The 17,950-nt window shown below is 42.6% G+C and carries 22 protein-coding genes and 1 tRNA gene; 13 read left to right on the top strand and 10 right to left on the bottom strand.

The window, feature by feature from the left end; all coding sequences use genetic code 11:
* The first annotated feature begins 24 nt into the window (after positions 1-24).
* Positions 25-651, top strand: coding sequence for an MBL fold metallo-hydrolase (locus ARCVE_RS09525; protein ID WP_013684563.1), 627 nt, complete (start codon positions 25-27; stop codon positions 649-651).
* A 104-nt stretch (positions 652-755) separates the two neighbouring features.
* Here ARCVE_RS09525 and ARCVE_RS09520 read toward each other — a convergent pair whose 3' ends face one another.
* The 6 genes from ARCVE_RS09520 to ARCVE_RS09495 are packed head-to-tail and all read right to left on the bottom strand — an operon-like array spanning position 756 to position 4,400.
* The gene (locus tag ARCVE_RS09520; protein WP_013684562.1) at positions 756-932 is read right to left on the bottom strand and encodes a 30S ribosomal protein S27e; all 177 of its coding nucleotides are present in this window, start codon (positions 930-932) and stop codon (positions 756-758) included.
* Between the two features lie 13 nt (positions 933-945).
* A complete protein-coding gene (locus ARCVE_RS09515) occupies positions 946-1,227 on the bottom strand; it encodes a 50S ribosomal protein L44e (RefSeq protein WP_013684561.1) in 282 nt (93 codons plus the stop codon).
* Positions 1,224-1,775 (bottom strand): hypothetical protein, encoded by a 552-nt coding sequence (locus tag ARCVE_RS09510; protein WP_013684560.1) that lies wholly within the window; start codon positions 1,773-1,775, stop codon positions 1,224-1,226. The genes ARCVE_RS09515 and ARCVE_RS09510 overlap by 4 nt, the downstream gene beginning before the upstream one ends.
* Positions 1,765-2,865, bottom strand: a complete 1,101-nt coding sequence (priS, locus tag ARCVE_RS09505; protein WP_013684559.1) for a DNA primase catalytic subunit PriS — start codon at positions 2,863-2,865, stop codon at positions 1,765-1,767. The genes ARCVE_RS09510 and priS overlap by 11 nt, the downstream gene beginning before the upstream one ends.
* Positions 2,866-3,120: a DUF357 domain-containing protein gene (locus tag ARCVE_RS09500; protein ID WP_013684558.1), complete on the bottom strand. Its 255-nt coding sequence runs from the start codon at positions 3,118-3,120 to the stop codon at positions 2,866-2,868. It lies immediately after the preceding gene.
* A complete protein-coding gene (locus ARCVE_RS09495) occupies positions 3,117-4,400 on the bottom strand; it encodes an NfeD family protein (protein ID WP_013684557.1) in 1,284 nt (427 codons plus the stop codon). The genes ARCVE_RS09500 and ARCVE_RS09495 overlap by 4 nt, the downstream gene beginning before the upstream one ends.
* A 109-nt stretch (positions 4,401-4,509) precedes the next feature.
* Between ARCVE_RS09495 and ARCVE_RS09490 the strand changes: the two genes are divergently transcribed.
* The 12 genes from ARCVE_RS09490 to ARCVE_RS09440 all read left to right on the top strand — a co-directional run bounded on the left by ARCVE_RS09490 (position 4,510) and on the right by ARCVE_RS09440 (position 15,523).
* A tRNA-Val gene (locus tag ARCVE_RS09490) sits at positions 4,510-4,582 on the top strand.
* Positions 4,583-4,659: 77 nt separating this feature from the next.
* Complete coding sequence (locus ARCVE_RS09485; protein ID WP_013684556.1) at positions 4,660-6,189, top strand: class I SAM-dependent DNA methyltransferase; 1,530 nt, start codon at positions 4,660-4,662, stop codon at positions 6,187-6,189.
* A gap of 62 nt (positions 6,190-6,251) precedes the next feature.
* A complete protein-coding gene (locus ARCVE_RS11395; protein ID WP_013684555.1) occupies positions 6,252-6,428 on the top strand; it encodes a hypothetical protein in 177 nt (58 codons plus the stop codon).
* 1 nt (position 6,429) lies between these two features.
* On the top strand, positions 6,430-7,035 hold the full coding sequence (locus ARCVE_RS09480) for a PIN domain-containing protein (protein ID WP_013684554.1): 606 nt from the start codon (positions 6,430-6,432) through the stop codon (positions 7,033-7,035).
* Positions 7,036-7,039: 4 nt separating this feature from the next.
* Positions 7,040-8,302 carry a restriction endonuclease subunit S gene (locus ARCVE_RS09475; protein WP_013684553.1) on the top strand — a complete coding sequence of 421 codons (1,263 nt, stop codon included), beginning with the start codon at positions 7,040-7,042 and terminating at the stop codon, positions 8,300-8,302.
* Positions 8,299-9,162 (top strand): HEPN domain-containing protein, encoded by an 864-nt coding sequence (locus ARCVE_RS09470; protein ID WP_013684552.1) that lies wholly within the window; start codon positions 8,299-8,301, stop codon positions 9,160-9,162. The genes ARCVE_RS09475 and ARCVE_RS09470 overlap by 4 nt, the downstream gene beginning before the upstream one ends.
* Before the next feature lie 19 nt (positions 9,163-9,181).
* Positions 9,182-9,685, top strand: a complete 504-nt coding sequence (locus ARCVE_RS09465) for a hypothetical protein (protein ID WP_013684551.1) — start codon at positions 9,182-9,184, stop codon at positions 9,683-9,685.
* Between the two features lie 119 nt (positions 9,686-9,804).
* Entirely contained in the window at positions 9,805-10,953 is a 1,149-nt protein-coding gene (locus tag ARCVE_RS09460) for a hypothetical protein (protein WP_013684550.1), read from the top strand.
* 313 nt (positions 10,954-11,266) lie between these two features.
* The gene (locus ARCVE_RS09455; RefSeq protein WP_013684549.1) at positions 11,267-11,527 is read left to right on the top strand and encodes an AbrB/MazE/SpoVT family DNA-binding domain-containing protein; all 261 of its coding nucleotides are present in this window, start codon (positions 11,267-11,269) and stop codon (positions 11,525-11,527) included.
* Entirely contained in the window at positions 11,520-11,918 is a 399-nt protein-coding gene (locus ARCVE_RS09450) for a type II toxin-antitoxin system VapC family toxin (RefSeq protein ID WP_013684548.1), read from the top strand. Before ARCVE_RS09455 ends, ARCVE_RS09450 begins: the two co-directional genes overlap by 8 nt.
* A gap of 55 nt (positions 11,919-11,973) precedes the next feature.
* Entirely contained in the window at positions 11,974-14,862 is a 2,889-nt protein-coding gene (locus ARCVE_RS09445) for a type I restriction endonuclease subunit R (RefSeq protein ID WP_013684547.1), read from the top strand.
* A complete protein-coding gene (locus ARCVE_RS09440) occupies positions 14,837-15,523 on the top strand; it encodes a M48 family metallopeptidase (protein WP_013684546.1) in 687 nt (228 codons plus the stop codon). Before ARCVE_RS09445 ends, ARCVE_RS09440 begins: the two co-directional genes overlap by 26 nt.
* Positions 15,524-15,549: 26 nt before the next feature.
* Here ARCVE_RS09440 and ARCVE_RS09435 read toward each other — a convergent pair whose 3' ends face one another.
* From ARCVE_RS09435 to ARCVE_RS09420, 4 genes are read right to left on the bottom strand one after another with little or no spacing between them, the layout of a single operon-like run.
* A complete protein-coding gene (locus ARCVE_RS09435) occupies positions 15,550-16,389 on the bottom strand; it encodes an SPL family radical SAM protein (protein ID WP_013684545.1) in 840 nt (279 codons plus the stop codon).
* A gap of 2 nt (positions 16,390-16,391) precedes the next feature.
* Positions 16,392-16,913, bottom strand: coding sequence for an inosine/xanthosine triphosphatase (gene yjjX / locus ARCVE_RS09430; protein WP_013684544.1), 522 nt, complete (start codon positions 16,911-16,913; stop codon positions 16,392-16,394).
* 4 nt (positions 16,914-16,917) lie between these two features.
* Positions 16,918-17,367, bottom strand: coding sequence for a phosphopantetheine adenylyltransferase (locus ARCVE_RS09425; RefSeq protein ID WP_048086289.1), 450 nt, complete (start codon positions 17,365-17,367; stop codon positions 16,918-16,920).
* Positions 17,368-17,399: 32 nt separating this feature from the next.
* Complete coding sequence (locus ARCVE_RS09420) at positions 17,400-17,708, bottom strand: hypothetical protein (protein WP_013684542.1); 309 nt, start codon at positions 17,706-17,708, stop codon at positions 17,400-17,402.
* Between the last annotated feature and the right edge of the window lie 242 nt (positions 17,709-17,950).

The raw sequence follows: 17,950 nt of genomic DNA, 5'->3' as shown, positions 1-17,950 counted from the left end.
TAGTTTTGAAATCTATTATGTTTTATGAAGGATGAAAGCACATTTGTGTATAAAGGTGTTGAGGTGACATACCTCAAGCATGCCGGTTTTAGAATAAAGGGGAGTGTGACTGTTTACATCGACCCCTTCGAAGTGCCAAAAGGTATGGAGAAAGCGGACCTAATTCTGGTGACTCACGATCATTTTGACCATAAGGACGTCAAGTCTATAATGAACATCGCTGACGAGGAGACTGTTGTCGTTTATCCTAAGGGTTGCATTGTGGAGGGGTACAAGAGCTGTGAGGTTTCCGCGGGAGAGAAATTGGAGGTTAAAGGCGTTAAAATCGAGACAGTTCCGGCCTATAACATAAACAAACCCTACCACAAGGAGGGTGGCGTCGGATACATAGTGGAAGTGGATAAGGTTAGAATTTACCACGCAGGCGATACTGACAGAATCCCGGAGATGAAGAACATAAGGGTTGACATAGCCCTGCTGCCGATAGGGGGTACATACACCATGGATGTAAAAGAGGCTGTTGAAGCAGCCGGAGATATACAGGCGAGTTATTACATTCCCATGCACTATGGAGCAATTCCGGGAACTGAGGCAAATCCAGAGGAGTTTAAAGTCGAGGGGGCTGTAATATTGAAACTTCTTCTTTCCTGATTTTTAAAGAGTGCTTTATCGATTATCTCAACTAAACTTGTGCTGTCGGCGGTATATAGGCTTTAAAATTTAAGTTCATAAAAAAGTTTAAAATCTTAACAAAGTTACTCAAGAACCTCAACAACTTCCGCCTTTATCTTTCCTCTTCCGCCTGTTGGTTCTGCAAGCGTCCTGCCGCAGACGAGGCATTTAACTACGGTTGAGGGGTGGTCAAAGATCGTCTGAACGCTCTCGCAGTCGGGACACTTGACGCGAACGAACTTGCTCTTCTTGATCCCCACAACAACCACCCCCTTACTGCTCAACGAGTTCAAACTTCTTCGCCCTCCATGTAGGCCTGTGGTGAGCTTTCTTACACTCCGTGCAGCGGAACCTTATGTTCACTCTTTTTGTCGGCTTGTCTCCACCAGGTACCTTGCTGAACTTGCCGAGGTTACCAACCTTACCTCTTCTCCTCTTCTGCCTGTTGATCCATCTCAGAGAGCTCTGTCTGCCTTTGCTGACTTTCTCTACTTCGTGAATCGTATGCTTTCCACAGTGTTTGCAGTAAGTTTTGACCTTCTTCGGATACTTCATCTTTTCACCTCGATTATCTCGACCGCATCTCCTTTTATGAGAGCTTTAGCGTTAAGGGCCGGAAGCGTGACAACATCTTCCTTCCTCAATTTATATGTTTTTCCATCGACACCTTCAAATTCCGGTATATCGCTCTTAACTCTCACCAAAATGTAGCCACTATCTTTTTTCTCCTCTTCCTCTTTTACGCTCAGGATTTCCAGTACCTCCTGCTTAAACTCTTTTATTAGCTCTACGAGTCTCCTGAAAAACTTCTTCTCTTTATCTGTGAGGTTCTCGAAGCCCTCTATTCCGCTGGCTGTCCCGCATACCTCTGCCCATGCTGCTCTCACTATCTTGCTCGTTCTAACTTCGAAAAGCCTTCTCTGAATTCTTCTCAGAGTTCTGAGCTCGTCGTCAATTCTCAGGATTTCATCATCTCCAGCCCTCTTTTTCTCCTCCTCGAGCTCCCTTATTCTGTTCTTCAGCTCGTCGTAGAGAGTCTCGTCTATGGGCTGAATCTTGCTTTTACTCTTCTCGAGTATTATGAGGAGTTCTTCAATGTCCATAGAGGGCCATCCCCCTGCAGAGAAGGAAGACTGCAGCGTACTCCGGCACAACCGCTTTTTCGCCTGCAGCGAGCTTTATCTCCTCTCCTGCCATCTTCAACCTCACTTTCGTCAGACTTCTGATTTTAACCTTTTCATCTCCGAAGGCAAGCGCATCTACGAGAGGATCGAAATCCTCTATGTCGTCGATGCTAACTGGCGTTACCTTCAGCCCCGTTTTCCCGTGTAAAGAACCCGGGAACCTTATCAACCTCCTTGTGTCCGCAGTAACCGGCGCATCCACATGTACAGCAAGCCTGTTTATGCACTCCTCCACGAATGTTTCGAGCATTCTTTCAGCTCTCTTACCCTTAAACACGCTGAAGTCTCCTTCGGCTATTCTCTCGAGAGTCTCTCTGTTAAACGCTGCCTGAAAACGCTCCAGCTGTTTTCCTGATATTCCGTACTTCGGCAGGTTGCCTTTCTTGACTTCAATGGCAAGCCTTTTCGCCACGCACCTTGCTATCCTCAGCCACTGGGTCGAGGTACATCTTGCGGGCTGGTTGAGCAGGAGGTAGTCAACGATTTCTCTTCTCTCTGCAGAGCCCAAGCCGGTGAATTCGTCACTGTAAACGTGGAGGTGGTAGCCTCTTCCACCAGAAAAAACTATTTTCATGTCCTTCTCATCTATACCAAAATCCTCTTCGAGTATTTTCACGAGGCGGATTATTTCCTTCTTTGCAACTTTCAAAGCTGCTTCCATAGATTTCACTTTTATGGGAAGGTGGTCGGCATCTATGTCGAAGATTAGATCAGCTTTCATCCAGCCCTTGTCCTCCATTTTTTCCGCATCGGGTTGGAGATAATAAGCGGATGAGTAGTAAATGTGGGCGGGAATCGTGTTGAGGATGTAGGTCTTAAGCTGCTCCTCGCTCTCAAAGGCTATGTGGCGGTGCATTACGAAAGCTGGAAGAGCATCAAGGGGAACGAAAGCCCACTCCCTCCTTTTGAATTCTCTCGGTAATTTCAGCGTAGCTCTGGCGTAATATTCGGAGAACTTTCTCGTGAGATATATCTTCGTTCTCTCCATGGCTATCTTCTCCGCCGACATCTACTGCCCGCGGTATTCGAGTAAACCGAGTTCAAGGCCTATTTCGAGCCACGCCCACGCCCAGACAACACACTCAAAGGCCCTTACGAGATCTCCAGTGCTGAGAAAGTGCATTGTATCTGAGATATATGCCTCTATGTTCCTTATGAACTCATCTCCCTTGTCGTTTCTTGCCCTGACGTCTTTCATTTTTGTTTTTAGTCTCTCAAACCACTTCTTCGTCTCAGATTCGAGCTCCAGAGCCACGTCCCTCATTTCTTCTCGAACCTCTTCACTCTGAGTATTAATCCGTCCCTTCCGACCACGACGATTTTGTCGCCTGGCTTTAGCTCGTCTTCACTCTCAAACGTCCATATTTCTCCCCTGACCTTTGCAAAACCCTTTCCGTTTTGGAAGGATATAACTTCGCCTCTTTCCCCCACGAGGGCTTCTCCGCCTACCTTTTTCCTCACCTTCCTGAGCTGAGCTATCTTAATCAGGAAGAACGTAACTATTCCTGCAAGACCGAGCACTATTCCAGCGATGAGTGTCGGGAAGGTTGTATAGAAATCCTTAGGCATCAGGGGCTCATTGAAGAGTGTGATCGCACCGAGAGTAACGCAGAGAATCGAAGCTATACCGAGTATTCCATATGTCGGAGTCATTAGCTCGGCTATCAGGAAGAGGATGCCGAGGAGAATCAGAACGATGCCCAGGAGGTTGACGCTGAGCACACCAAGCCCTATAAGAGAGAGGATCAGGCATATCGCTCCAATCGTTTCTGGTAGCACTCCCGGAGATGTAAGACCGAATATGAGACCATAAAGGCCGATAAGGAACAGTATCGATGCCGTCTGCGGGTTTGAAAGAATCTCGAAAATGCTTGCTTTGAGAGGTTTTTCTGCCTTAACTATCTCGACGGTTTCAAAGTGTAGTACGATCTTCCTGCCGTTTACATCCACTTCCTTCCCGTTTATTTTGGAAAACAGCTCGCCCTTTGAGTCTGCAATAACATCAACTACTCCCTTCTCGTACGCCTCTCTTGCGGTAAGGCTCAGTCCCTCCGTGACGAATCGCTCTGCGATGTCAACTGGCCTGCCTCTGACTTCGGCAATGCTTTTCGCGTAATTTGCGAGATAGTTAATCGTTTTGTTCTCAGCAGCGCCAATGGGGGTGATGGGGGTTGCAGCTCCAACGGATGTTCCATTGGACATCGCAGCGATATGGCCGGAGATTAGGATGAATGATCCGGCTGATGCGGAAAAGGCTCCGGGAGGATGGACGTAGGTTATTACTGGAATGTCGCTCTGGAGAATCTCTGTGACTATGCTTTTCATTGAGGTAACGAGACCGCCGGGCGTGTCTATTACTATCAGAACTGCATCTGCGTTAACTTCTTCTGCGAGTTTGAAGGCGTTACTGACCTGGATGGCCGTACCCTCGTTGATGTCTCCTTTGATGTCCACCTCAACAACCTTGGCAGCTTCTACGGCTTCTGCGGATAACAAAGATAACAAAAGGAACATGACGAGTGAGACGGGTAGCATTCGGGCCATGGAAAACTTCTCTTTTATGTCGATATTAGCTTTTCTGCCATGGATGGCAGGAATTTACCGCAAACCTTATATCCCGATTTTCTAAGAAGAGGGTGAAGTTGGAAGGAAGGGGCTCGTAGTCTAGCGGTTATGACGTCGCCTTGACGAGGCGAAGGTCCCCGGTTCGAATCCGGGCGAGCCCACTTTTACTTCTTAAAGGCTTGATTCTCCGAGAGCTAAAATCATAAAGAATAAATCGTTTCAAGATTTTCCTAATTTAATGACTCTTGCCAACTACATTGATATTGAAACCACAAGAGATGAGCTCATTAGGGCATGCAAGCAGGCTGCTGATCTTATCAGAACCAGAGTTGATTACAAGTATATACTCGTGCTGCTTTTCCTTAAAAGACTGAGCGATGAATGGAAGAGAGAGTACAATGAGGCTCTCAAATACCTGATTGAAAAGGAAGGTTTGAGCAGAGAAGAGGCTGAGGAACTTGCAAAAGATATATCGTTCCACCGCTTCATGTATCCTGAGAAATACACTTGGGAGGAGCTCAGGAAGAACGTTAATGAGTTGCCTGTTAAGCTTTCTGAGGCGCTGAAGCTTTTGGCTGAGAAGAATCCTGAATTGCAGGGAGTTGTTGATAGACTCGACTTCCTCGAATTCACAAGACACAGAGACAACTTTGACATTCTCGTCCAGCTTTTCGAGCTTTTTAGCGGGCTTAATTTGGGAAGGACAAGCGACAGTATACTTGGTGATGCTTACGAGTGGATAGTCGGTTACTTTGCTCCTCAGAAGGCTAAGGAGGGTGAGGTTTTCACTCCCTCGGAAGTTGTGGAACTGATCGTTAAAATCGTGGCTCCTAAACCGCTCGAAAGCGTTTATGATCCTGCAGCAGGCTATGCGAGGATGCTGATAAGGGCTTACGATTACGTCAAGGAGAAGTATGGTGAGGAGGAGGCAAAGAAGCTCTTTCTATATGGCCAAGAAGTAAACCCTACAACCTATGCGATAGCGAAGATGAACGCGATTGTCCATGGAATCAAGGATATAAATCTCGTTGTCGGCGATACACTGAAGAACCCGAGGTTTAAAGATGGGGAGAGCTTTCGCAGGTTTGACGTTGTTATAGCCAACCCTCCGTGGAATCAGGACGGATATGGTGAGGTTGAGCTTAAAAAAGCTGAATTCTATGAGGAGAGGTTTAAATACGGCTATCCTCCCAATAATTCAGCAGACTGGGCATGGATTCAGCACATGCTTGCATCTGCAAAGAGATGTGTTGGAGTGGTAATCGATAATGGCTGCCTGTTCAGAGGTGGCAAGGAGAAGACAATAAGGAAAGCTATTTTGATGGATGATTTGCTCGAATGTGTTATTTTGCTGCCTGAGAAATTGTTTTACAACACTGGAGCGCCGGGAGCCATTCTGATTTTCAACAAGCAGAAGCCTGAAGAGAGAAAGAGCAAGGTTCTGTTTATCAACGCAAGCAATGAATATGAAAAGCATCCTGAGGTCAGAAAGCTGAACAGGCTTGGGGATGAACATATTGAGAAAATAGTGAATGCTTACAGGGAGTTTAAGGATGTAGAGGGTTTCTGCAGAGTTGTCTCGCTTGATGAGATAAAGGAGAATGATTACAACCTGAATGTTACGCTTTACGTATTTCCGAAAGAGGAAGTTGAGGAGATCGATGTTGCGAGGGAGTGGGAGGAGCTGAAGGCCATTGAGGAGGAGATAAGGGGGGTTGAGGGGAAGATTGAGGAGTTTCTGGCTGAACTTAATTATAGAGTATCATAGAAGGATTTAGCAAATATTTTAAGGGTGGTTAACCAATAAACTCTATAGGAGTGTGTAGCAATATGGCAGAAGCAAAAAAGAAAACAAGAAAGAGAATCTACAACCCAGTAACCGGGAGGTATTATGAACTCAGGCAAAGAACTACGGAATCAGGAAGGAAGGGGCAAATAAAGGGACTCTGGCGACCACCGAAAAAGAGGAGGAAAAAATCGCTGCTGGATATAATTTTCGAAAAATAGTATGGAAGCAATTTTTTTGGATTCCAATGTTATTGCAAACTGGATTCTAATAAAGGACTTCGCCCAAAAATTTGAGGAGTTAAAGGATGACAAAATACTAAATCAAAGATTAGAGAATATTAGTTATTCCTACACTTTGGTTGAGGCCTTGCTGGAAACAGACGACTATCAGGCTAAAGTTTCCAATTTAACGCTGGCAGAAGTTTCTCACGTTTTATACAATGAAATACTGTCTCTCAAGATGTATCGTCTGGGTATTCCACTGACGTTATGGTCAAAGTTGCGGGGAAAACATGATTTAACAAAAGAAGAGAAATTTCTCGTCAAAGAAACTATCGCAAAATACCTTGGAGAGTTAAAAAGTAAGGTAAGAGTCGTTAACGACACCATTGACGATGAAATTTATCCCAAGCTTATTCTAGAATACAAGCTAAGAACACATGATGCAATTTTATTAACTACAGCAATTTTTAATGAGTGCTCGTGGTTTATAACCAACGATAGAGAGATCGTCGAATTAAACAGAGGTAAAAGAAAGACTAAGTTCTCCAAAATCTTTGGAATAGTCCCTGATTTGCCCCAGAACTTCCTAAGGGCTGTAAGGTGAGATTATGCTATTGGGATTCAAAGAAACACCAATCGGCAAGATTCCAGAGGATTGGGAGGTTGTAAGGCTTGGGGATGTTACTAAAGTTAATCCTGAATCTATAAACCCTGCTAAAGAGGCTCCTGACGAAGAATTTTATTACATCGAAATAGATTCGATTCAAAATAGCAAAATTAAATCAGTTAAAAAAATTATTGGAAAAAACGCCCCTTCAAGAGCGAGAAGAGTAGTACGTGAGAATGACGTCATCATGTCAACTGTAAGACCTTATTTGAAAGCATTTGTGATAGTACCTAAAAAGTATGATGGACAAATTTGTTCTACAGGTTTTGCAGTATTACGATGTAAAAATGAGTTAATAGAACCCAAGTACTTGCTTTACAATCTCTTTATGGACAGAACAATTGAACAATGTAACAGATTAATGGTTGGTGGACAATATCCTGCTTTGAATCAATCTCATGTTGAGCAGCTAAAAATCCCACTCCCACCACTCCCAGAACAACGCAAAATCGCCGAAATTTTAAGCACAGTTGATGAAGCAATCCAGAAAGTCGACGAAGCGATAGTGAAGACTGAAAGGCTGAAGAAAGGTCTGATGCAGGAGCTTTTGACGAAGGGCATAGGGCACACGGAGTTTAAGGATACGGAGATTGGCAGGATTCCGAAGGAGTGGGAGGTTGTTAGGCTTGGAGATGTTGCATACGAATTCATAAGTGGTGGTACCCCCTCTACCAAAGTGGCAAAATACTGGAATGGAGACATTCCATGGATTAGAAGTGTTCATATCACCAAATTCTATATTGATGAACGCTCCATTGGGCAATATATAACAAAAGAGGGTTTAGAAAACAGTGCAGCAAAAATTATTCCTAAAAATAACCTAATAATTGCAACAAGAGTGGGGATTGGAAAATCTGCTGTTAACTTAATAGATGTAGCAATTAATCAAGATTTAACAGGAATTATGCTCAACAAATCGAAAGCTGAACCCTTCTTTCTTGTATGGTATCTCAATTCTCCCAAAATCGTTAGCTTACTTGAATCATTCTCAAGAGGGACAACAATAAAGGGTATTCCACAAGATTACATTAAAAAGCTACTAATTCCACTCCCACCACTCCCAGAACAGCAAAAAATCGCCGAAATTCTTTCAACTGTGGATAAAAAACTCGAACTCGAAAGGAAAAGAAAGGAGAAGCTTGAAAGAATTAAGAAGGGCTTGATGAATGATTTGTTGACTGGGAGAAGGAGAGTTAAGGTATGAAATTAGCCAAAATTCTTTTGGATATCTCTAAGCAAGATTTAGCAGCTGCAAAATGTTTGTATGAAAATGAATTATACTCTCAGGCAGTATTCTATCTCCAGCAGAGTGTGGAGAAAGCAGCGAAGGCTTTTGGTTTATTAATGGGAATTATAAGTGAGAATGAATTAAAAGGGAGAAAAGGCATTGGACATAACCCGCTTAAAATTCATAAAAAGGTTGCAGATAAACAGTTGGAACAAATAGGGAAGCTCAAAGATGGATTTGAGATACTTCCAGAGTTAAAAAAGACTGAATTAATCAGAACGATTAACATTGAGGAGATGCATAAGACTTTAGAGAAGTTTATAATGTTCTACGAAACCATTACTAAAGAAAAGCCAGTTTCTATTTCTAAAGATGAAATTGAACAAATCATTGAAGAGTTAGAAGATTTTGAGATGGAAATACAAGAGCTAAAAAGAAATATCCATGCTCTCACCATTTCTGAGAGTGAAATCAGCAAGCTAAAAAGCGATTTGCTAGAATTTTTTAATACCCTGTACATCTATGATTCTGAAAAAATTGAGAAAGTAAAGGAGGATTTAGAACAAGTATTAAATCCAAAATTAATTGAGGACGCACTTAGAAAATTGATTCTGGTGCTTTCAGATGTCATATATATACATTTTTCTTTATTTTATTTTTCAATAATTACCTTTCCACACGCAGTGAATACTAGATATCCCGAAGTGGAACTTAATCCCCTTGAAATTTACAATAAGGAGCACCCTTTGGTTCAGTTATTCGAAGAATGTTTCGAAATAGTTAACAAAACCTTAAAGAGAATTGAAGGAATTATGAAAAGTCTTAATGAACAATGAAGATGTCTGGGGTGAATAAATGAATGACCTCAGCGATGTAATCGGGTTTATAATTGCGCTCATATTCTTAATTGTATTTATCCCTGTAATCTTTTTGCTCGTTGCCAATTTGACTGAATATCAATGCCAACCATACATCCAGCAAATACAACAAAAAGACGCTGAAATTAGTGCTTTAAAACAACAAGTAGCTCAGCTAAATCAGCAGCTTGAAGAATACAAACAGAGATACGAGCAATTAAAAAATGAGACCATAACAAAAGAAGACATCGAGGAAATGAAGCATTATTTCAACACTACACAAACACAGATCAATTTACTCAACCAGAAATTCGATATCGTTAACAACAATTTCATAACGGCCTACAACACCTACTTTTATGTCTTTAAGTTCTCAGTAATCCTTAATGTCGTTCTGGCCGCTTACATAGCCTTAGATTTGATTAATTTGGCGTTGTTTAATACAAGCCTTAACATGAGGATCATAAACAGGCTGAGAATTGTGTTCAGACAAAAGAAGTAGGCATTACCCAAAGAAAGATGAACAATTTTCTGAATGGAGTAGCCAGACCGATATATTAGTGATTAGTAACTTCCGATGATAAAAAGAGTTAAAAATTTTCTGAGGTAAGAATCTAAGCAATGGAAGAAAATCTAAATCAGATAATCAGATCAAACGTAGCAATAAAAGCAATCAAACACGTAGTTCAAAGGGCTGAACAGTTTAACAACGAATATTTTCCGGTAAAAATAGAAGAGATAGGAATCGGTGGTAGCAGCATCAGAATTGACAAACCCAAGGATATAGACGTATTTGTAAAAGCCAGAGCAATAAATAGCATCTGGAAAGAATTTTTTGATTTCAGGACGAAAACAATGGAGTCGTTTCACATATTCGCAAATGCTGTGCTCGAATTAACTGAAGAAAAAGGCAAGTCCAACATTTTCGATTTGATTGAACTAATTCGTGATGACTTGGCTGAAAAAGGCTTTAAAGAAGATTGGATCGAAAACTGGTTACCTTGGGTGAGAGTTTCTGATATACGTAGGGGTATGGAGTCAATAATCCATATGGTGCTTCTTGATGTCGAAAAATTGCTTGAGAGATACCTAAAAAAGGATTGGCGGGGAAAAAGAATTGAGATCCACTCAACGATTATTGATCCCGAAGGGCATATTTACGGATGGGACATTAAAGTACCTTTCTTAACTATTTGGACAATAAATGGTGGCTGGAGATTGCCAGATGAGGATGAAATATTTGAATTCTTCAAAAAAGAACGTCTGGCACTTTTAGAAATATTTGAGAAAGTAATCGCGCTAAGCAAAGAAGTGCCGGACATATACAATCAAACCATCCGTATGCTTGAGGATTCGGACGGGAAATTTGCTAACACCCGTAAAGCCCTGTCAGTGCTGGCGGTGAATGTACTAAAAGAGTCTCTAGACTTTGCAGTTAAGAAGGACATTCCAGAATCTATTACCATACTAAGACAAGGACTTAAGCGATTTGCATTGTATGGCAATCTCTATTACAGCATACGATACCTTGAGTTATATAAGCTGTTGAACGCTCTTTTAGATTCCAACCCAAAGAAAAAATTGGTAGATGTGTTGCACGGCAAGTTAAAACGTGATGGTTACTGGAGAACAGATGTTCAAGCGGCAATTGAAAATCTTGAACTCAAGAACATCTATTTAGACTTAAAAGAGCTTGCAAAGGAGTTTCCTGCAAATAGTATGTACCTCCGCAAATTGGATTTAATCGGAAGAATTCATGGGTGGCATTAGATTTTCCACTTCCGAATTAAGAGTAAGTAAATATTGTGCCAATAGAAATTAACCCAGAAATCAGCGTTGGCAAACCAGTAATTAAAATTAGGTTAATACTTGAGTTTATTGCCAATAGAGTTACAATAGAAATCCTAGAAAATTGCCCAAACTCAAGAAAGAGAGCATATTTGAGGCGATAAGCGCCGCTGCAAGCCCCCAATATAGAGATTGCCATAATCAGTTATACATCCTAATTTCAGATTTTCAGACAACTGGGAAAAACTCCTGCAAAACCTTTATAACCTCTCAAACCAATGGGAAATGTGGGAAAATGCCAGTGACAAAGGTTGATGAAAAGGGTAGAATTCTGCTGCCAAAGGAAATAAGAGACAGGATGAATATCAAGCCGGGGGAAGAATTCTTAGTTGCTGATGTAGACAGAGATGCAGTCATATTAAAGAGGATAGACGTTAAAAAGATGCTCGAAGACTTAATTGAGAAAGCCAAAGGTGTTGATCTGGAAAAGCTTGAACAAGAGGTAGAAGAGGAAGGTAATAGAATTGCAAGGAAAAAGTACAAGGTTCTTGATTGATACTAACGTCTTTATTGCAGCCGTTAAAAAAGGATGGACTAAAACAACTGATTTAGTTCTTCACCTTCTTGCTAATCCAGACTTTGAGATCGTAGCAAATGATGTTCTGATTGCAGAGTATGAGAAATATGCCAAAGGACTAAATGCTGAAGAATTTCTTGAGTTTATAAAACTGAGGATTGTTATATTAAATCCTTCAGAGGATGAGATAGAAAAGTGTGAGCCTTATTTTCCAGAAAATGAGGCTGCTGATATTGTCCATGCCGCAACCTGCCTGAAAGCAAAGGCAGTTTTGATAACAAACGATAGGCACTTTGATAAAATTAAAGAGACAGGTTTAATAGAAGTCTGGAGTATTTCTAAAGCAATAACCAAGATTCTCGGGAATTAGAATAAAAATCTTTAAAGCGAAATCATTTTAACTATTTAATCTCTAAATCCAAGCAGTGAGAAAGGAGAAAATTCAATCTGAAGACTATCTTTCGGAAATTCTGGGGTCGTTTGGCTGGGAGTATAGATCTCTAAAACCAGACGATGTTCTGGCAATAGAAGAATTCAGGAGCTCTTTAAAAAGGATTAATGACGTTAGCGATGAGGAAATTGACGAAGTGATAAATTATCTCACTACACGCTCATTCGATGCTGAAGGCTGCATTCAGATCCTTGAAGCGATAAAGAGGGGAGTAACTATAAAAGACAAGGATGGCAATCTCAAAACTGTAAAACTCGTTGATTTTGTAGATTTGAAGGCTAACAGCCTCATATACTCGAGGCAGGTTAGTTTTAGGAACGTCATCATACCTGACATCGTCCTCTTCGTGAATGGCATCCCTCTCGCTGTTATAGAATGTAAAAAGATGGCTAAAGACTGGAAGGAAGGGTATGAACAAATCAAAAGGTACGAAAAGCAGGTGCCTGAGCTTTTCAAGTACGCTCAGATAGGGATGAGCTTTGCAGACAGGCTTGTTTACTTCCCCATTGTGAGGTGGGCTGAGAATGTTGCTGTTTACGAATGGAAGCCCGAATTTGATATTCTAAAACCTGAGATTCTGCTTGACGTAGTCAAATATTTCACGTACTACAGGGAGCAGGGAGGAGAGATCACAAAGGTTCTGCCGAGGTACATGCAGTACAGAGCGGCGAATGCAATAGCAGACAGAGCCGTAAAATATGCCAGAGGAATAGAAGACAGAAATAAAGGGCTGGTATGGCACTGGCAGGGAACGGGCAAAACACTGACGATGGTTTTTGCCGCTGAGAAGATTAGAGATTTGCTTGGCAACCCTACAATCTTTTTCATCGTCGATAGGGTTGAGCTTCAAAAGCAGATTTCCGACGAACTCAAGAATCTAAAGATTCACTGTGAGGTTATAGAGAGTATTGGTCATCTAAAGCGAGTTTTAAGCCATGCCGATGGCAAGAGGGGATTTTTCATTACTCTCATTCACAAATTCAGAGAGGAAGACCTTGCCGAGTTAAGAGAGCAGATAAAAAGCCAGGAATGGAGCATAATGGCAAGAAAAGACGTTGTTTGCCTGATAGATGAAGGGCATCGAACACAGTATGGGGAGCTCGCTGCAAGCATGCGAAGTATCCTGAAGAATGCAAGCTTCTTCGCATTCACGGGCACACCAGTAGCGAAGAAGGGCAGAGATACCTATGCCAGCTTTGGTTATCCAGACGAACCGTACCTTGACAGGTACTTTATAACCGACTCAATCAGCGATGGCTTCACGGTCAAAATAGCGTATCAATCGAGGCTCGATGACGTTCACCTTGATAGAGAGAACCTCGAGGTTTTTCTGTCATCCAGACTTGAGGAGATTCCTGAGGAGTACCGGGAGCGGGTTGAGGAAGACCTGAAGAGAAGACTGAACAGAGTAAAGGTAATTCTTGAGGATGAAAGAAGGATTGAGAGGATTGCGAGAGACATTGCGAGCCACTACATCAAGAACGTTAAGCCCTTCAAGGCGATGGTTGTTGCGGTGAGCAGAAAAGCCTGTTTATCCTACAAGAAAGCCCTGGATAAGTTCCTGAAGCCGGAGGAAACTGAAATCGTGATGACCTTTTCACAAAACGACTCCAGAGAGATGCTCGAGTACATGAACTGGCAGATGAAAAAGTATGGTAAGGACGATTTAAAGCTTGTTCACGAGGAGATAGTTACGAGATTTAAGAAGAAGGAGAATCCCAAGATCCTCATTGTTACAGATATGCTGCTTACCGGCTTCGATGCTCCCATTTTGCAAACGATGTACCTCGATAAGCCTTTGAAAGAACATCGATTGCTTCAAGCCATAGCAAGAACAAACAGGCCATTCATAAAAGATGGTCAGAACCTCAAGGGAGCAGGTTTAATCATAGATTATGTCGGCATCTTCAAGTTCCTCAAGAAGGCATTTGAAATGTATGAAGAAGAGGACATCAGAGGAGCGGCTTACAACATTGAGGAGATTAAAGAGGAGCTAAGGAAAAAGATAGATGAAGCTTTCAGTCTCTTCGATTTCGAGCTTTCTTACGATAGAGATGTAATGGATAGGGCAGTCCTCGTCCTTGAAGAGAAAATAGAGGACTTCAGAAAGCTGTACTTCGAGATCAGAAATCTATACAGGTTACTGCTTGAGGAGAGACTTGAATTCAAAGATAAGTTCGATCTGCTTTCTGAGCTCTACCACACTTATTTGCAGAGACAAAACAGGCTTGATGCTGAGATTGAGCAGAAGAGGGATCAGTTTTATCGCGAGGCTTTGAAATTCATCCACGAAACGATTGATATTGAGAGGATAAAGAAGGATTACCCGGTTGTTGTAATCGATGATGAATTCCTGAAAAGGATCAGAGAGGGCAAGGAGAGAAGAAACTTCTACGATTTGCTTTTCGCAGTCAAAAACTACACGAGGGAGATGAACGATGAAACGATTGTTGAGAAGGTCGATAGGATAGTCAGGGACTGGAACGAAAGAAAGAGAGAAATGGATGAACTCTACGAAGAGCTGAAAACGATAGCCGAGATTATAAACGAAGAAAGAAAAGAGAAGGAAAAGCTTGGGCTAAACGAGAAAGAATACCGAGTTCTGAAACTTCTAAGGAGCCATTTAAGTGAGAAGATTGAGGACGATGAACTCGTTGATTGCCTGAAAGAGATGCTGAAAGAAGTTGAAAGTGTAACTTTTCCGAGATGGTACGAGAAGAGTGAAGTTGTTGGTGAGATTTCCAGAAGAGTATTGCTCTTCCTAATAAAGAACTTTAAGGGCAAGGTTGATAGTCCCACAAAGACGAGAGATGATATTGTTAGGTTTTTAAAGCTGTATGCTGAAAGAGAACTCGCTGAGTGATACCATGGACGTGCTGGTAGAGAGAAAGCCTGTTAAACATGTTCGAATCCAGGTTTTGGCAGATGGGAAGGTTAGAGTAGTTGCTCCAGAAGGCTTCGATGTTAATTCTTTCATAAACCAGCATTATGAATGGATAAAGAAAAAGAGAGCCGAGATTGAGGAACTTGCGAAAGATGTGAAGGGAAAGGAAAGAATGCTCATTCTAAACGGTAAGTTCTACCATCTCGTGAAAGACAAGAAATTTGAGATTAAAGAGGGCGACGATGGGGTAGTCAAATACTACAGCCTGAAAAGTCTGAAGAGAAAATTAACAGAAATGCTTAGAAAAGAGCTGAAGGAGACAACAGCTTTCTACTCAAGGCTTTTGGGTATAAAGTATGGAAAGGTATTCATAAGAATGCAAAAAACGAAGTGGGCAAGCTGCTCGTCAAAAGCAAACCTCAGCTTCAACCTTGCAATGCTTGCGCTTCCAGAGAAGCTTAGAGAATATATCGTCGTTCACGAGCTCATCCATCTAATAGAGCCAACACATTCAAAAGCCTTCTGGGAGCTGGTTGGTTTTTATTATCCAGAATACAAGAAGGCTGAACAGGATTTGAAGAAGTACTGGGTTATTGTGGAAAGAAACGAGATTTGGAGGGTTTTGAGAAATTTGAGGTAACTCAGCTGTTTTCCAGCGTCCAAGGATCACAGCAGATGCTGGCCATCACAGCTCTCAGCTTTAAACAGAAAACCCTCCCTACAGAAAGCGCAGCTTATTCCCATCTCGTCGCAAATCTTCTCTACCCTCCCTATAATTTCTAAACGCATTGATTCTGGCATGTACCACGAGTTCTGTATCTTCTCGCCTCTTTTGAAGTAAAGTTCCTTATAGATTTTCTCGAACCGTGGAAATGCCGAAACGATCCTTTTGAAAGAATCGCCCCTTAGCTTCAGCGTTGAAGTAACGACGTGATCAACGAAGTCGCACTTCCTCAGAACTTCCTCAACCTCTTCCTCATTAACGAAGGGCAGAACTGGATCGAGCCGAAGAACAACGGGAATTCCTGCATCTTTCAGTCTTTTCATAGCTTCAATTCTCTTCTCCGGTTCAGGAGCGTTCGGTTCCAGTATCTTCGCAAACTTGAAGCCAGTAACCGTAACGCTGACGCAGGAATTCATTTCCGAAAGGATATCCACATCCCTCGCAACGATGTCGCTCTTGGTTACAACGAGAAGCTTGACATCGTACTCTTTCATCAGCTTGATACAGTTCCTCGTTATTCTGTGTTCTTTCTCAATCGGCGGGTAAGGGTCGGAGCTGTTTGACATTGATATGGGCTTTTCTATGTCAATCCTTCTCAAATCTTTTTCAAGCCTTGCAAGCAGTCTTTCCTTAAGGCGTACGCTCCCAAAGCGGGGGATGTATGTCGCGTAGCAGTAAAGGCAGCCGTGCATGCAGCCGGTGTATGGGTTGAAGGAGTACTTCTCTCCGCATGTGCAGAGTTTCGATTTCCAGGGGTCGAACGGCCTGACCACGTCGGTCATGGCTAAAAGTATAGGTCTGGATTTATCCACGGGATGAGAGCCATTGTAACTGCAATCCTCGTAAGTTCGCTCCTCGTTACGGCTCCTTTAGTGAGGTAGCCTATCGCTCCCTGTTTCTCTCCGAGCCTTTCAATGCCCGTTATTTCGTCCATCACGTCACCCACCTCCCTGCCCTTCAATACCTCGCTGACGACTGCTGGCGGGTACTCGAAGCCAGGGCCGAAGCCAATTGTTACGCGGGAGCCGTTGTATACTGCCGCAACCTGAAAATCGAGGTAGCCGGTAGCGGTGTTCTTCAGCCTGAAAAGCCCGGCTTCAATTCCAACGCTGAAGTCAAACTCCCCGCTGTATGCATTTATTGCCCTGTTGATTGCCCCCTTTACAGTTTCTCCATCGAAGGGCTGGTCTGCAACGCCGGAGCTCACGTGCTTTCCCACAACCTCTACGTCGTAAAAGAAGCGGGAAAATGCGAGTTTGACACCTTCAATCTTCGCGGGATTTCTGGAACCAACGACAACCTTCATATCTTCACCTTATCGGCTTTCCATAGCGGTCAATTTCACCTTTCTTAATCCTCGTGGCCGATATTGGATTGCCGTCCTCCGCTATGACCCAGTCAACCTTTACGATTTCCATCTCTTTCTTGCCCATCTCTTTTCTTTTTTCGTTGATAAGCTCTGCAACTCCGTATGTTTCTGGGGAAACTACGATATAGTCAAAATCAACCTCGAGTGTTTTACCGTATATGTCCTCAATCTTGACAATCTCTGGTTCGAAGCCGTAACGCCTCAGGACGTACTGTCTCAGGTTTTCGGCCCGTATTTCGTACGGCAGAACCGAGCGCAGTCTCTTCCTCGCGAGTTCATCGCAGGTTATACCTATCGTTACTTCTCCAAGGTTTATCGCAACGTCTATCAGTTTTTTGTGCCCTTCGTGAAGTGGTTCAAAGGTTCCACCGAGAGCGACTTTTTTTCTCATGTCGTCCCCCATCTATGGCCCGTTTGCTCTGTTCAGCTCAAAGCGTTCAGAATCACCGAATATATCTCGTTGGTGAGGTGTATGCCATTTAGCTCAAGAATTAGATTCAGCACGGCCCCTATTATGGCGCCGACTATGAGTGCCGAAATAACTCTAATCTTGATTATCAAAATTATTGCAGCTATGAGCAGTACAAGGGTCGATGCAGCGTTTATCTGAGAGAGCTGCATCGCTGCCTCGCTTATTGCGGCGTTCATGATGCTGAAGAGCGTTGCTATCCCGCTCATTCCGAAAAGAAAGCCGATTACTACGCCAATCAGTGTTACGGCGTTGTCACCCATAAAAGTAGGAAAACGGGCGGTAATAAAAAATTTCCGACGAGTAATGATGACCCATCTTAAACTCCCCAATTTCTCACACGTAAACGTCTGAACCTCTATAAGATAGTATCATACATTGCCAGCATGATTAACTTTTCTCTTTAGTTGCATCCTGTGAAAATCTCTCTTATCGTAGAAAGCGTATTCATTTTTTTCTAACTCTATGTTCCAGCTGACCATCATTGCAACCAAAGCAAGAACCA

It is taken from the genome of Archaeoglobus veneficus SNP6 (assembly GCF_000194625.1).
Lineage (GTDB): Archaea > Halobacteriota > Archaeoglobi > Archaeoglobales > Archaeoglobaceae > Archaeoglobus_C > Archaeoglobus_C veneficus.
Note: the sequence above shows the minus strand (reverse complement) of the source record. Positions and strands in the feature narration are given on the sequence as shown.